General features: G+C 69.5%; 12 protein-coding genes. 5 read left to right on the top strand and 7 right to left on the bottom strand.

Features of this window, described 5'->3' with window-relative positions; all coding sequences use genetic code 11:
- Nucleotides 1-23 precede the first annotated feature (23 nt).
- The 5 genes from LIN44_RS09425 (at nucleotide 24) to purT (ending at nucleotide 5,251) form a co-directional block, all read left to right on the top strand.
- A complete protein-coding gene (locus LIN44_RS09425) occupies nucleotides 24-788 on the top strand; it encodes a crotonase/enoyl-CoA hydratase family protein (protein WP_227311939.1) in 765 nt (254 codons plus the stop codon).
- Between the two features lie 114 nt (nucleotides 789-902).
- Nucleotides 903-1,892 (top strand): tripartite tricarboxylate transporter substrate binding protein, encoded by a 990-nt coding sequence (locus LIN44_RS09420; RefSeq protein ID WP_227311938.1) that lies wholly within the window; start codon nucleotides 903-905, stop codon nucleotides 1,890-1,892.
- 287 nt (nucleotides 1,893-2,179) lie between these two features.
- Nucleotides 2,180-3,349, top strand: coding sequence for an MFS transporter (locus LIN44_RS09415; protein ID WP_227314371.1), 1,170 nt, complete (start codon nucleotides 2,180-2,182; stop codon nucleotides 3,347-3,349).
- Between the two features lie 144 nt (nucleotides 3,350-3,493).
- Nucleotides 3,494-3,973 carry a hypothetical protein gene (locus LIN44_RS09410; protein WP_227311937.1) on the top strand — a complete coding sequence of 160 codons (480 nt, stop codon included), beginning with the start codon at nucleotides 3,494-3,496 and terminating at the stop codon, nucleotides 3,971-3,973.
- Between the two features lie 72 nt (nucleotides 3,974-4,045).
- Complete coding sequence (gene purT / locus LIN44_RS09405; RefSeq protein ID WP_227311936.1) at nucleotides 4,046-5,251, top strand: formate-dependent phosphoribosylglycinamide formyltransferase; 1,206 nt, start codon at nucleotides 4,046-4,048, stop codon at nucleotides 5,249-5,251.
- Nucleotides 5,252-5,283: 32 nt separating this feature from the next.
- On the opposite strand, the gene LIN44_RS09400 is transcribed toward purT, so the two are convergent.
- The 7 genes from LIN44_RS09400 to LIN44_RS09370 form a co-directional block, all read right to left on the bottom strand.
- Entirely contained in the window at nucleotides 5,284-6,612 is a 1,329-nt protein-coding gene (locus tag LIN44_RS09400) for a mechanosensitive ion channel family protein (RefSeq protein WP_227311935.1), read from the bottom strand.
- 88 nt (nucleotides 6,613-6,700) lie between these two features.
- The gene (locus LIN44_RS09395) at nucleotides 6,701-7,594 is read right to left on the bottom strand and encodes an SDR family oxidoreductase (protein WP_227311934.1); all 894 of its coding nucleotides are present in this window, start codon (nucleotides 7,592-7,594) and stop codon (nucleotides 6,701-6,703) included.
- Nucleotides 7,591-8,895: a cytochrome P450 gene (locus LIN44_RS09390; protein ID WP_227311933.1), complete on the bottom strand. Its 1,305-nt coding sequence runs from the start codon at nucleotides 8,893-8,895 to the stop codon at nucleotides 7,591-7,593. Before LIN44_RS09390 ends, LIN44_RS09395 begins: the two co-directional genes overlap by 4 nt.
- Complete coding sequence (locus tag LIN44_RS09385) at nucleotides 8,892-9,122, bottom strand: acyl carrier protein (RefSeq protein WP_227311932.1); 231 nt, start codon at nucleotides 9,120-9,122, stop codon at nucleotides 8,892-8,894. Before LIN44_RS09385 ends, LIN44_RS09390 begins: the two co-directional genes overlap by 4 nt.
- Nucleotides 9,123-9,140: 18 nt before the next feature.
- Nucleotides 9,141-10,850, bottom strand: a complete 1,710-nt coding sequence (locus LIN44_RS09380) for an AMP-binding protein (RefSeq protein ID WP_227311931.1) — start codon at nucleotides 10,848-10,850, stop codon at nucleotides 9,141-9,143.
- Nucleotides 10,851-10,859: 9 nt separating this feature from the next.
- On the bottom strand, nucleotides 10,860-11,507 hold the full coding sequence (locus LIN44_RS09375; protein ID WP_227311930.1) for a GNAT family N-acetyltransferase: 648 nt from the start codon (nucleotides 11,505-11,507) through the stop codon (nucleotides 10,860-10,862).
- Nucleotide 11,508: 1 nt separating this feature from the next.
- Entirely contained in the window at nucleotides 11,509-15,294 is a 3,786-nt protein-coding gene (locus LIN44_RS09370) for an autotransporter domain-containing protein (protein WP_227311929.1), read from the bottom strand.
- Nucleotides 15,295-15,334 lie beyond the last annotated feature (40 nt).

Below are 15,334 nucleotides of genomic sequence, written 5' to 3'. Positions count from 1 at the left end.
GACGACCCAGACAGGAGAGACCCATGAGCGATACCCTGCTGAAGGAAATCCGCGGCAACGTGATGGTGCTGACCATCAACCGTCCCGAGGCCCGCAATGCAATGGACTTCGAGACCGCCACGGCAATTGCCGCCGCGCTGGATGAACTCGATGCGCGCGATGACCTGAGCCTGGCGGTGCTGACCGGCGCCGGCGGCACCTTCTGCTCCGGCATGGACCTGAAGGGCTTCCTGGCCGGCAAGCGCCCGAGCATTCCCGGCCGCGGCTTCGGCGGCCTGACCGAACGGCCGCCGCGCAAGGTGCTGATTGCCGCGGTCGAGGGCTATGCGCTGGCCGGCGGCTTCGAGCTGGTGCTGGCCTGCGACCTGGTGGTGGCCTCGCGCGCGGCGAAGTTCGGCCTGCCTGAAGTCAAGCGCGGCCTGGCCGCCGCCGCCGGCGGCCTGATCCGCCTGCCGCGCCGCGTGCCGTACCACGTGGCGATGGAATACGCGTTGACCGGCGACATGCTGCCGGCCGAGCGCGCCTACGAGCTGGGCCTGGTCAACCGCCTGACCGATGCCGGCGGCGCGCTCGACGCCGCGCTGCAACTGGCCGATGCGGTCGGCGCCAACGGGCCGCTCGCCATCGCCGCCAGCAAGCAGGTGGTGGCGCAGTCGGGCGACTGGACCCGCGAGGAAATGTTCGCGCGGCAGAAGCCGCTGATCGATCCGGTTTTCACTTCCGCCGACGCGCGCGAAGGCGCGGCCGCGTTCGCCGAGAAGCGCAAGCCGGTGTGGACGGGCAAGTGAGAGCTTCCGCCCCGACCTGAGGACGGCCGGCCGCAAGCCGGCCGTTCTCGCATTTTTCTCGCATTTTTTCTCGCGTTACCAAGCAGCACACCCACTACAACATGGAGGAGACCCATGACACCCAAGCTGCCCGCATCGCTGTCCCATACTAGCGCAGCCCTGCTGCTGGCCGCCGCCGCGGCGCTGCCCTGCGGCGCCCATGCCGCGGCCTGGCCCGAGCGGCCCATCACCATCATCGTGCCCGGCGCGCCCGGCGGCACCACCGATATCCCGACCCGGCTGGTGGCGCAGAAGCTGTCGGCCATCCTCGGCCAGCCGGTGGTGGTCGACAACAAGCCCGGCAGCGGCGGCATCATCGGCACGCAGGCCTTCATGCGCGCGGCGCCGGACGGCTACACGCTGCTGGTCGGCAATACCGGTTCGCACGCGATCAACTACAGCGCCTACAAGCAGTTGTCCTACCAGCCGCAGGATTTCCTGCCGCTGACCGATTTGATCTCGTTCGCCAATGTGCTGGTGGTCGGCGCGCAGGCGCCGGTGCGCAGCGTGGCCGAGCTGGTGGCGCAGCTCAAGCAGTCGCCGGGCAAGTATTCCTATGCCTCGGCCGGCATCGGCCAGACCACGCACCTGACCGCGGAACTGTTCCGCCTGCGCACCGGCACCGAGGTGATCCACGTCCCCTACAAGGGATCGACGCCGGCCACCACCTCCGTGCTGGCGGGTGAAACCACCTTCATGTTCGACAACCTGACCCAGGCGTTGCCGCAGATCCGCGCCGGCAAGCTGCGCGCGCTGGCGGTGACCAGCGCCGAGCGCCTGCCCGCGCTGCCTGACGTGCCCACCATGGCGCAGGCCGGCGTGAAAGACTTCGTGGTGATGGGCTGGCTGGGGTTCTTCGCCCCGGCCAAGACCCCGCCGGCGGTCGCCGCGGCGCTGCAGGACGCGCTGGGCAAGGCGCTGCGCGATCCCGAGGTGGTGACCCGCTTCCGCGACATGGGCGGCACCCCCGGCGGCGAGGCGCAGCCGAAGTTTGCCGCGCTGGTCCGCGGCGAGATCCAGCGCTGGGGCGAGACCATCCGCGCATCGAAGGTCAGCCTGGACTGAGTGCGCCGCCCTGCCGGGCCGCCTTTGCCAAATCGGAAGGTGGCCCGGCCCAAAGCCAAATTGACACGGCCGCGCGCCGCGGCATACCCTCGCCTTACCCTGCGGTATATTCAGTGCCCGCTTAAATTCCAAGACATTGCAGACATGGCAGGCGCCCGGGGCCACAACGACAACGAAAACCCAGCGACCGAGACTCCAGCGTGCCTCCCTCCCTCTCCCCCGTCCCCGCTCCTTCCCGCTATGCCGGCCTGCGCCCGGCCTTGCCGATCCTGCTCGGCGCTTCCGTGATGCTCAGCCTGGCCATGGGCCTGCGCCAGAGCCTGGGCATCTTCATGCCGCCGCTGACCCGCGACATCGGCATCTCGGTGTCGGATTTCACCGTCGCCATCGCCGTGCAGAACCTGGCGTGGGGCCTGCTGCAGCCGCTCGCCGGCGCCTGGGCCACGCGCATCGGCTTCCGGCCGCTGATGATGGCGGGGTCGCTGCTGTATGTGATCGGGCTGGTGCTGCTGGCGACCGCGCACAGCCTGGTCGGCGTCACCCTGGGCGCGGGCGTGGCCATCGGCGCGTCGATGGCCTGCACCGGCAGCGCGCTGGCGATGGCGGTGGCGGCGCGGCCGGTGCCGGCGGCGCTGCGCAGCACGGTGCTGGGGCTGGTGTCGGGCGCGGGCTCGCTGGGCGCGCTGCTGGCGGCGCCGATCGGGCAGATGGTGACGCAGGCCTATGGCTGGCGCACAGGCCTCGCCGCCTTCGTGCTGCTGGCGCTGGTGATGCTGCCGGCGGCGTGGGCGGCCGGGCGCGTTGACCGGCTGCCGCTGGCCACGCCGGCGGGAATCGGCCAGGACAACGCGCGCCAGGCGCTCGGCACCGCGCTGCGCCACGCCCCCTTTGTGGTGATGGCGCTGGCCTATTTCGTCTGCGGCATGCAGCTGGTCTTCCTGACCACGCACCTGCCGTCGTATCTCGACGTGTGCGGCATGGACCCGATGCTCAGCGCCGAGGCGCTGGGCGTGATCGGCGGCTTCAACGTGCTGGGCAGCATCTTTTTCGGCTGGGCCGGCGGCCGCTTCAACAAGCTGATGCTGCTGGGCGGCATCTATACGCTGCGTTCGCTGGCGCTGACCTGGTATTTCTCGTCGGCGCCGACACCGCAGAGCACGCTGGTGTTCGCCGCGGTGATGGGCTTCCTGTGGCTCGGCGTGGCGCCGCTGGTGTCGGGCTGGATCGCCGAGACCTTCGGCCTGCGCTGGCAGGCGATGCTGGGCGGCGTGGCCTTCTTCAGCCACCAGATCGGCAGCTTTGTCGGCGCCTTCGGCGGCGGGCTGGTCTATGACGCGCTGGGCTCCTATACCGTGGCCTGGCAGGCCGGGGTGGCGCTGGGGCTGGCGGCGGGGCTCGCGCAGATCGCTTTCGCGGTCGCGACCCGGCCGCGGCCGCCGTTGATGGCGACGTCCTGAGCGGGGGCGGCGGTAAGAACGGGCGCGCATTGTAAATCTGGCGTCACGCGACTTGCGCACAGGCCGGTACGACGCGGGGGCGGCGCTGGAACGGTTCGTGCCTGTCTGCGCAGAGACGCAACGCTCAGACCCAAGGAGGCCCCCATGACCTCGACCGAACAGGAAATCCTGGTGTGCGGCCCGGAAGACGGCCGCTGGCATCTGGAAATACGCACCGGCAAGGGCGCCCCGGAACGGCTCGACGGCGAGTTCGACTCGCCCGACATGGCGATCGCCGGCGCCCAGCAGGTCTATCCGTCGATTCCGGTACGCGTGACCGACATCTCCGGCGCGCCGGCACCATCGGCCCCCGCGCATGAGGGATCACTGACCGACTACCATTACGGCGGCCACAGCGTGACCCGGGACGAGAAGCTGACCGGCCGCGCGCATCCGTCCAGCGATACCTCGCAGCCCCCGCCCGGCCCGCACCCCTACCAGCCCACCGATCTCGGCAATCTGCCCCCGGGCACGCCGCGTCATGGCATGTACGGCGTCGCGTCGAGCCCGGCCGAGGCCGAGGCCGCCGACCGCAGGGACCAGGCGGCGCGTCGCCCCACCGGCTCGCGCGACGCCGAAGACTAGTCCAGGCGGCACCAGGGCGCGCGGCAGCACGTACAATCCGGGTTTTCCTTTCGCCTCGCCGGACCTGCCGCCATGACCACCCTCGGAACGCCCCTTTCCCCCTCCGCCACCAAAGTGATGCTGCTCGGCTCCGGCGAGCTCGGCAAGGAGGTGCTGATCGCATTGCAGCGCCTGGGCGTGGAGACCATCGCCGTCGACCGCTATGACAATGCGCCCGGCCAGCAGGTCGCGCATCACGCGCGCACCATCGCCATGAGCGACCCGGACCAGCTCAAGGCCCTGATCGAAGCCGAAAAGCCGCACCTGGTGGTGCCCGAGATCGAGGCCATCGCCACGGCGATGCTGGAAACGCTGGAAGCCGCCGGCACCGTGCGCGTGATCCCCACCGCCCGCGCCGCGCGCCTGACCATGGACCGCGAAGGCATCCGCCGGCTCGCCGCCGAGTCGCTCGGCCTGCCGACCAGCCCCTACCAGTTCTGCGACTCGCTCGAGGAACTGCAGGCCGCCATCGACGGCGGCATCGGTTACCCGTGCGTGGTCAAGCCGGTGATGAGCAGCTCCGGCAAGGGCCAGAGCAAGATCGACGGTCCCGAGGGCGTGAAGGCGGCGTGGGACTACGCCATGGCCGGCGGCCGCGTCAGCCACGGCCGCGTGATCGTCGAAGGCTTTATCGATTTCGACTACGAAATCACGCTGCTGACCGTTCGTGCGATCGGCGCCAGCGGCCAGGTCGAAACACAGTTCTGCGCGCCGATCGGCCACCTGCAGGTCAGCGGCGACTATGTCGAGAGCTGGCAGCCGCAGCCGATGCACCCCGCCGCGCTGGCCAGCGCGCAGCGCATCGCGCAGGCGGTCACCGCCGACCTCGGCGGCATGGGCCTGTTCGGCGTCGAGCTGTTCGTCAAGGGCGAGCAGGTCTGGTTCAGCGAAGTCAGCCCGCGCCCGCACGACACCGGCATGGTCACCATGGCCACGCAATGGCAGAACGAGTTCGAGCTGCATGCCCGCGCCATCCTCGGCCTGCCGGTCGACACCACGCTGCGCAGCCCCGGCGCCAGCGCCGTGATCTACGGCGGCGTGGAAGCCCAAGGGGTGGTCTTCGACGGCGTCGACCAGGCCTTGCGCGTGCCGCAGACCGAGGTGCGGCTGTTCGGCAAGCCGGAGAGCTTCGCCCGGCGCCGCATGGGCGTGGCGCTGGCCTATGCCGGCGATATCGACACCGCGCGCACGCGCGCCAAGGAAGCCGCCAGCCGCGTGCGCCCGCGCGCGGTGGGCTGAGCCGCGCCTCCCTGCATGCCGCTACATCCCCGCTACATCGGATGGCTGCCGGCGGCGGCGCCGTTGGCCGGGGCATGCTGGACCGCCTGCGCGGCCGCCACCTGCGCCGCGGCCAGCACCGGCGCGATGCGTACGCCGTTCAGGTCGGCGCCCGACGGTGCCTGGTACAGCCGCAGCCCCAGTTCCGGCAGGATCGCCAGCAGGTGGTCGAACACATCGCCCTGGATGCGCTCGTAGTCCATCCAAGCGGTGAGCGCGGTGAAGCAGTAGATCTCGACCGGGATGCCCTGCGAATCGGGCTCCATCATGCGCACGTTCAGCAGCAGGTCGTGGTGGATCTCGGGGTGGGCCCTCAGATAGGCAATGCCATAGGCGCGGAAAGTGCCGATGTTGGTCAGCCGGCGCCGGTTGACCGGGTCGTTGCCGGCGGCGATCAGCAGCCGGTTGGCCTCGTCGACCTCGCGCTGCTTCTCTTCCAGGTAGTCGTGCAGCAGGCGGAAACGCATCAGCGCGTGGACCTCGCGGTCCTCGAGGAAACGCACGCTGCCCGCATCCAGCCGCAGCGTGCGCTTGATCCGGCGTGCGCCGGACTCGAACATCTGGCGGTAGTTGCGATAGCTCTCCGAGAACAGCTTGTAGGTCGGCACCGTGGTCACGGTGTTGTCCCAGTTCTGCACCTTGACCGTATGCAGCGCGATGTCCTTGACGTAGCCGTCGGCGTTGCACTGGGGCATCTCGATCCAGTCGCCGATGCGCAGCATGTCGTTGGAAGTCAGTTGCGTGCTCGCGACCAGCGACAGCAGCGTGTCCTTGAACACCAGCAGCAGCACCGCCGACAGCGCGCCCAGGCCGGACAGCATCCACAGCGGCGAGCGGTTGATCAGGATCGACAGCACCAGCACCGCGCACACCAGTCCGAGGCCCAGCCGCCCGACCTGGATATAGCCCTTGATCGAACGCGTCTGCGCCCGGCGGCTGCTGGCGTACACGTCCTGCCAGGCGCTCAGCACGCCGCCCAGCATCAGGAAGAAGCAGATCCACAGGCCGGCATGCGCCAGGCGCTCGATCGCCAGCGCATAGCGGCCCATGTGCGGGACTTCGCCGATGCCGATGGTGATCACGGCAAAGCCCACCGCGTAGCCGAAGCGGCGGTAGGCACGATGGCGCGTCAGCGCCCTGCTCCACTGCCCCTTGCCCCATACCGTCAGCAGGCGATGCGCAAGGCGTGACGACACACGGCCGCACAGCCATTGCGCCAGCACCGCGATCAGCACCAGCGCCAGCAGGTACAAGGCAATCTGCGCGGACGGATGGGCCGGAACACGTTGCTCGAACAGATCCAGCAGGGCATCGAAACTCATAGGGGGCAATGTTGCGCCAGTCACGTGGCCGGATAGTGTACCCAACGCGACCGTCCCGCGGCGAAAACGCGCCGCGGCGCAGTGCCGGCTAGGCCGGGCCCGCGACGCGTCGCGGCGGCTCGGGTGCGGGTTGCGCCGCCTGGTCGCGGTCCCCCGCCGCGGCACTAGCTTGTTGGGCTTCCACTTCGCGCAGGCGCGCGCGCAGGGCACGCGTGATATTGCGCCAGGCGTCGCTGCCGATGACCAGCCGGCGCGGCGGCGCGGCGCTGCCGGCGGCGGCAATGATCGCTTGCGCGAAGCGCTGCGGGTCGCCCCGGCCGCTGAACCTGCCCATCGCAACCAGCCGGCGCAGGTTGCCCACCGCGCCGCGCTGATAGGCGTCGATCCATTGACGCGCGGTATCGGCGTTTGCGTCCAGGCGGGTCGGCGCGCGCCCGGGCTCGACCAGCGTGACGGCAATGCCGAACCCGGCCACCTCCAGCGCGAGCGACTCGCAGAAGCCTTCAATCCCCCATTTCGAGGCACTGTAGAGGCTGGTGCCAGGCAAGGCGGTCTGCCCGGCCTCGCTGCTGAGTTGCACGATGTGCCCGCCGCCCTGCCTGCGCAAATGCGGCAACGCGGCGCGGATCAGCAGGATCGGGCCCAGCAGGTTGGTGTCGAGCTGGCGCCGGATCTGCGCCGGTTCGACTTCCTCGGCGGCCCCCACCAGCATGGCGCCCGCGTTGCTCGCCAGGACGTCGATGCGCCCCATGCTGCCAAAGACTTGATCCACACACGGCGCAATCCGTTCGCCATCGGTGAGGTCGAGCCCGAAGATGCATAGCGCATGGCCGAACCGTTCGCGCAGCCGCTCCAGTTCCGGCGTGCACGACGCACCGCGCACGGTGGCTGCCACACGGTCGCCGCGCGCCAGCAATTGCTGGATGAGTGCCAGGCCGATGCCGCTGCTGGCCCCGGTGACGAACCAGGTGCGGGCGCTCATGGTGCCGGGGCTTGCGCGGTACCGGCTACGCGGGATGCCGCGTCCACCGCTGGCCGCGCTGCCGCCCGGCCGACATGCACGGGCTGGCCGCCTTCACGCAGCATCTGCGCCTTCCAGTGATAGCGCGGCGGCGCCTCGGAGGTCAGCGTGAAGCGCGCCTGCGTCAGGAATACCGCGAGGAAAGCGGCAAGCTCGACCAGGGCGAAATGCTTGCCGCCACAGACGCGCGGCCCGAAGCTGAACGCGGTGCCGCCGCCTGGGCCAGCACCGCCTTGGCCCAGGTCGAGCTGCCAGGGGTCCGGCCGTTGCCGCGCATCATGCTGGATGCCGATGAAGGAAACGAGGATGTTCTGCCCGGCCGGAATACTGCGTCCGCCAATCACGTCCGGGCCGTTGGCAAAGCGCGCGATGATGGGCGTGGGGGGATAGAGGCGCAACGTTTCCGAAATAAAGCGCTGCAGCGGCTGCAGCCGCTGCAGCGTCTCCCAGTCGGCGTCGCGCTGGGTCGCGGCCAGCAAGGACTCGCGCAGCTGCTGCTGCACGGCCGGATAGCGTGCCAGCAGGTAGCAGGCCCAGCCCATGGTGGCGGCGGTGGTTTCGGCGCCCGCGGCAAAGAACGTCAGCAATTCGTGCTCAAGCACGACGTCGTTGGCGGGGTCGCGGTCGATGGCGAGCATGTCCGCCAGCAAGGCGCTGTCCGCCGCGCCCGGCGCGCGGAACCGCTTGAAATCCTGCAGCACGCGGCGGCGCAGGTCCGGCAGGCGCGCCAGCGTCTCGCGATACAGGGCGCTGGTCCGGCCGGGCGGCACGAACGAATACTCGGAACCGCACTCCATCAACTGGGCGAGGTTGCCGAGGTCTATCCCGGTCTGCGCGAATTCCACGCCCAGGAAACTCCTGACCAGCACCGACACCGACATCTCGCGCAGCACCGCGTCGTCGATGGTGGCGGCCCCGGCCGCGCTGGCCGCGGCCAGCCGCGCCACGGCCGCGTGCGCATACTGCGTGGCCAGCGCAAAGGTCTGCTGGCGATCGAACCTGGTGAAGTAATGCTGGGTCAGCGCGCGCCGGATCTCCCACGCCGCGCCGTCCTCCGAAAACCGCGACGCGCCCAGCGCTTGCCGGAACCACGCCATGTTCTTGCGATAGTTGGAGGCGTTGGCGCGCAGCACGCGGTCCGCGTCCTCATGGCGCTGGATCACCAGTACCGGCACGCCGTTCAGTTCCAGCTCCACGTTGGCGGCATTGTGGCTCCGGCTGAGCTGGTACAGCGCGTTGCAGAACTCCGACGACTGGCTCATCGCCCGCTCTCCAGCAGGCCCGCCAGGTCACTGACCGTGCGCAGCTCCAGCAGCGCCACCGGATCGACCTCCTTCATGGTGCGCTTTTCGATTTCCATCACGATCATTTCGAAGGTCAGGCTGTCCATGTCGTGCAGCGTATGGATGCTGGCATCGGCATCGATCTTCTCCACCGGCACGAACAGGCAGCCCGACAGCAGCTCCCTGGCTTCCTGCAAATAGTCCATAGCCCCACCTTTCGCGATTCAAGCGGTTTCCTGACAAGCCGGCTCAGCCGTCTCGACCAGCGCGCCGGCCAGGTAGTCGCGCCTGGCCTGCGCGCGCGACAGCTTGCCCGACGAGGTACGCGGCAACGCGCGCGGCGCGACCAGCACCACACGCCCCGCCAGCCCGAAGGCCTCGCCAAGCGCCGCCTGCACGTCCTGGCGCAGCCGCGCGCGCGCGGCCGCCTCGGCAATGCCACACTGGACCAGCACCACCAGGCAGTCTTCATCGTCCTGCTGCGCCACGCAGAATGCCGCGGCATCGCCCGCATGCAGCGGCGGCACGGCTTCGACGACGGCCTCCACGCCCTGCGCCGACAGCGACCTGCCGCGCAGCACCAGCACATCCTTGGCGCGGCCGGTGATGACCAGTTCGGCGCCGGCCAGGAAGCCGAGGTCACCGGTATCGATATAGCCGTCGCGGCGCCGCATGGCGGCCGCCGCCGCGGCATCATTGCGATAGCCGGCGGCAATGCTGTCGCCGCGCACCCATACATGGCCGACCCGACCGCCCGGCACCGGCATGCCTGCGGCATCGGCCACCATGACCTCGACCCCGGGCAATGGCTGGCCGCAGGAAACCAGCGGCTTGCCGCCGGCGCTGGCATCGCCGGGGCAGGCCACGACGCGGGCGCCGCTGCCCGGGGCGGCGATCGACACCGCCAGCGTTGCCTCGGCCAGGCCATAGCTGGGCAGGAAGGCCTGGCGGCGAAAACCCGCCGGGCCGAAGGCGGCGGCGAATTCATCGAGCACCTCAGGCGGCACCATGTCAGCGCCCACGCCGGCCACGCGCAGCGACGACAGGTCCAGCGTCGGTGCTGCGTGCATGCGTCTCGCGGCAAGCCGATAGCCGAACGCCGGCGCGTAGGTAATGGTCGCGCGGTTGTCGGACATCAGCCTGGGCCACGCCAGCGGCCGGCGCGCGAATGCGGCGGGACTCAGGAAATCGACGCTGCATTGCCCGAACATGGCGCCGATGGCGAAGCCCACCAGGCCCATGTCATGGAACAGGGGCAGCCATGAGCAGGCCCGGTCCCGCGGGCCCAGGCGCAGGCCATGCACCAGCATCGCCTCGATGTTGGCGCACAGGGCGCGCTGGCTGACTTCAATCGCGCGCGGATGCGAGGTGGTGCCGGACGAGTGCTGGATATAAGCGCATGCGGCCGGACCGGAGGCCGGCGGCAACGGGCCTATGGGAAGTTCGTCGACCGCCTCGAAGGCCAGCACGCGCACGCGCGGCAGCGCCTGTGCCGCGGCAACGGCGCACGGCAGAATGGCCCGGGGCGCCAGCAACACGGCTGCGCCGCTGCCTGCCAGCATCGCGCGCAACTGCGCCACGTAGGCATCCTTGCCACCGGCATACACCGTGTAAGGCAGCGGGCATGGCACCAGCCCGGCGTACTGGCACGCGTAGAAGCACACCAGGAAGTCGGGACCGGTGTCGGCGATCATCGCCATCACGCTGCCCGGCGGCAAGGCCATGCCGGCCAGGCACGCGGCGGCCGCGCGCGCGCGCTCGCGCAGCGTGCGGTAGCTCAGGACCTGCTGAAGCTCGCCCGAGGCGCCATAGAAGTTGACGCCGGTCTCGCCGCGGCCGGCATAGTCAAGCGCCTCGGCTATCGAGCCGAAGCGTCCGGGAACATGCGCCAGCAGCGGGTTGCCGGTGGGTGTGGGCTCGAGGGGACACGGCATCGACGGCGCTCAGGTGCGGAACGAGGCAAAGACCAGGACATCCAGCCGCTTGCCGTCCAGCGACAGGCACTCGCCGCGGAGCCTGGCTTCAAAGACGAAGCGGGTGTTGTCGATAAAGTTGAACAGCATGCGGCGGTTATTGCCGAGGATCCGCGCCACCATCTTGTCGACGTCGCGGTACAGGTAGAAATGATCGAGCAGCGCATCGATGGTCGCCCACAGCACGCCCTTGCCCCAGTAGGCGTTCTCGCCGATGCCCGTGGTGAGATGGCCGACCTTGTGCGCAAGGTTGACGTCGACGGTGTAGAAGCCGATCAGCAGCCGGGTGCGCTTGTCAAAGATGCCGACCAGGTAGTTGCGCTGGTTGTCGAAGCCCGCGATGAAATCCGCCAGTTCCGGCAGGGTGAAGTTCAGCAGCGGCAGGTTCAACCCGCGCAGCATCTCTTCGTTGCCGAGCCAGGCGAGGAAGCGTTCGTTGGCATCGGCCGGAACCAGGCTGCGCAGCAGGAAATCGCCTGTTTCGACCAGCAGCGGGGCGCCGGCCGGCGTGCCATATTGCGGGACGGGGATGGGCGTGGCCGGGCGCCGCGCCGGCGGCACCGCTGCCTGCCCGCCGGGGGCCATCGCGCTGCGCAGGGGGGACGGGCTTGGACTCAATTCAGAACCTCCAGTGCACAAACGCCTTGACGCCGCTGTCACGAACCCCGCCGCCATACTGGCCGGAATAGGTCAGGCCGACATCCAGGTTCGGCGACAGCGCGCTCTTCAGTCCGGCCTCGATGACCGCGGCATTGCGGGCAATCGGCACGCCATAGACGGTGAAGGGATCGCCGCCAAGGAACGACAGCGTGGCGGCCTGGCCGACGTCGCCCATGGCATAGCGCCAGCCCAGCATGCCGGTCGCGCTCAGCCGGGTGCCGTTGCGCAGCACGAAGCCATGCGAGGCGCGCAGGCCCAAAGTGGAGAAGCCGACGTCGGCATTGCTGCTGGCTCCGGCCAGTTCTGCGATGGTGCCGCGCTCGCTGAAGCTGCCGGTATGCAGGTGCACGTAGGCCAGGTTCAGGAACGGCTCCAGCGCCACCGGGCCGGCCTTGGCCTGGTAGCTGATTTCGCCGAACACCTGGGCGGTGCTGCCGCTGTAGTCAGCCGTGGTCTGGTCATACAGGCCCGGAAAGGCCACGGTGCGGTACGACGAAAGCTCATGCCAGGTATAGCCGGCACCCGTGCGCAGCGAGACCTCATGCCACTGCTTGCCCGCATACAGGCCCAGGTGATAGTTGTCGCTGTTGCCGGACGAGTTGCGGTCCTTGACCTTGAAATCCGACCGGCTGTAGCCGGCCATCGCGCCCACACGCCAGTCCGAGGCCAGCGGCTGGTCGGCACCGATGAAGAAGCCGCCCAGATTGCGGTCGACCGACGCGGCATTGCCGTTGCCGCTGATGCCGCCCCAGGAGCCGAACACCTGGATCCAGGCGCCGCGGTCGCTGGCCTGGACGCCGCCCTCGCCACTTTCGCCGCGCTCGCCATCGTCGCCGCTTTCCGCTTCCACGCCGTCGCGATGCGCCTGCCGCGCCTGGCGCAGGCGATGGTTGATCGCCTCGCGCAGGAAGCGGCTGTCTTCCAGCATTACGCTGCGCGCGGAGGCATATTGCTCGCCGGACAGCAGGTCCAGCGCATGCGCGGCGTCGCCGCGGCTGAGTTGCGATGCCAGCTCCACCGCCAGGATCGAGCCCATCCCGAGGCTTTCCACGCCGCCCGCGGTGTTGCACTGGTTGCTGGTCATGCCTGGCTGGCAGAACGAGACGTCGGGCTTGCGCACCACGGTGAGGTAGGCGTCGTTGGCGTCGTAGCGATATGCAAGCGTGACGAACGGCAGGTTCTGCACCAGCTCGCCGAAGGTCCCCGTCACGCCGCCGCTGGCGGCGAGGATGCGCCACTCGCTGCCCGGCACGAACACGCCGCCGTTGATGCCGGCCAGCCTGACGGTGGCGCCGTTCAGCGTGGCACTGCCCGTGGCACTGAGCAGGTCGCTCGGCAGCAACTGCGTGACCGGTGTCGCGACGCGCCGGCCGCGGCCACGATGCGCCTGCAGCAGGCCGCCCACCGAGGTCGCGGCCAGGTCGACGTCGACATAGCCGGCGCCCGGCTCGAAGTTCAGGTTGCCGCGGGAAGCCAGGGTGGCGATGCGCTGGTCCGGGGTGCCGGCGGCAATCGCGCCGCCCGCGCGAATGGTGGTCGGGCCCACCGTGCCGGTGCCGCGCAGCGTGCCGCCGGCGGCCACGTCGATCGGGCCGCCCAGCGTGCCGGTGACGTAAAGCGTGCCGCCATTGACCGCGGTGCGGCCGGCGAATCCGCCGCTGTCGCCGCTCAGCCATTCGGTGCCGGCCAGCAGCGAGAATGCGCCGGTGCCGGCGAGCACGCCGGAATAGATATCGCCGGCGCTGGTCAGGTTGAGGCTGCCGGCGCCGATATTGACCATGCCGCGGCCGGCCAGGCTGCGGATGTTGGCCGCGCCGCTGGCGGCGGAGACATCGAAGGTGGCGTCGGCGACGACGCGCTGCGCCTGCGCCACGCTGCCGGCGCCGACGAGCGCGAGCGTGCCGCCGCTGACGACGGCGGGGCCCGTGAAGCTGTTGGCGGCGGCCAGGTTGAGCGTACCGCCGCCTTGCTTGTCCAGCGCACCGCTGCCCGAGATGGCCCCGCCCTGCGTGGCGGTGCCGGCGCTGACGACCGCGGCAAGGGTGGCATCGGCGCGGATATCGACGGGATTGGCGGCACTGACGGCATCGGCGTAGGCCAGGCCGGCGTTCGCCAGCACGTTGACCTGGCTTTGCCCGATCGATGCGTTGCGGGCCAGCCCCAGCGTGCCGCCGGACAGGTTGGTGCTGCCCGAGAAGGCACTGTTGTCCGCGGTCAGCCACGTCGTGCCCGCATGGTTCTCGATGGTGCCCCTGCCCTGCAGCGGGATGCCGAACTGGTAGTTCTGGTCGGCATGGTTGAACACGATGGCACCGTCGCCGGCGCCAAAGATCACGCCGGCCGCTTCAAGCTGGCCCGGTGCCACCGGCGTGCTGCCCACCGGCGCACCGATCGTCAGCCGGCCCCGGGAAGCCGCGCTGTCGGCCAGATACAGGTAGCCCAGGCCGCCGACAAACGGGGTCAGGGCGTACGGGCTCGGCAGGGAACTCTTGCCCCGGCCCAGGGACACGACCCCGCCGTCGCCGATGACGACGTTGCCGGTTCCGCCGGCGCCCACGTGAAGCTCGCCGATGCCATCGTATTGGGGATCATCGGATTGCGTGACGCTGCCCGCGATGTTCCAGCGTGATCCCGCGCCCGATACCGTCACATTGCCGGTGCCGCCGTCGACGCCAAGCTGCATCACGCCCGGTCGTGCGAACTGGTTGCCGTTTTCGTCCATGCCCACGATCACGCTGGACAACACCTTGCCGCCCGCGAGGATATTGAGATTGCCGACGCTGCCGCTGCCCTGGCCGAGTACCAGGCCATTGCCAAACGTCGCCTGTGAGCCGGCATCGCTGACCGTAACGGTGCCCTGACCACCACTGCTGCCGATCCAGGTAGGCAGGATCGCTGGTGCCTTGCCAGCGCTCAGCCCGGCTGGCGGAAAGGCCAGCTTGCCACCGGACAGGACGTTGATCGTGCCAGTCCCGCCGTTGCTGCCAGCCAGGTTCTGCAGCGGCGCACGGTCAACCCTGCCGTCCAATGCCGCGGCAATCTTGCCCCGCGACAGGACATTGACTGTGCCCGTGCCGCCCTGGCCGACCAGCATCGAACCGCGGAGCACGCCGAGACCGGCACCGTCCACGTTGATCTCGGCGCTGGCATTGCCGGACGCACCCGCCACCAGATTGCCGGCGGTCATGCCGAGCCCGGCGCGGTAGTTGTTGGACTGGCTGCTCTTGCCGGTGCCGAGCAGATTGAGCCGGCCGGTGCTGCCGGCGCCGACGCCAACATTCAAGGCACTGACCGTGGCATCCAGGTTGGCCTGCGGCTGCGACCGGAAGTCGATGTTCCATTGGCCGTTGCCGCCGTTCACGCCCACCCCCGCTTCCGCGTAGTTACCGGTATTCGGATCGTAGACGTCGAAGCGTGCGGAATACACGTCCGGTGAGAAAACGGTGCTGAACTGCGCGGAAGTATTGATGCCGCTGCCGAGCAGGAATTGCGCGATACCCCAGCCGCTCTGGATACTGGTATCCCAGCGCGGCGCTTGCCCCGCGCCATTGATCAGGACCGCGTCCTGATAACCCGGCACCTGCCCGCTGCTCCAGTTGGCGCTATCGAAGATGTTGCTGCCGGCAGTGCCAGTCCAGGTGACTTGCTGGGCCATCACCGAAGTCGCCAGCACAGGCAGCGTACCGGCCAGCACGGTCAGTCCGGCGCGCAACGGCGGCGCAAGGCGTGAGGCGTTGTGGGTCATAGGCTCGCTCGGTTCGGCCAGCGACAACGACGCGTCTTAT

The organism is Cupriavidus sp. MP-37 (genome assembly GCF_020618415.1).
Taxonomy (GTDB): Bacteria; Pseudomonadota; Gammaproteobacteria; order Burkholderiales; family Burkholderiaceae; genus Cupriavidus.
This window is presented reverse-complemented; position numbering and strand designations above follow the sequence as displayed.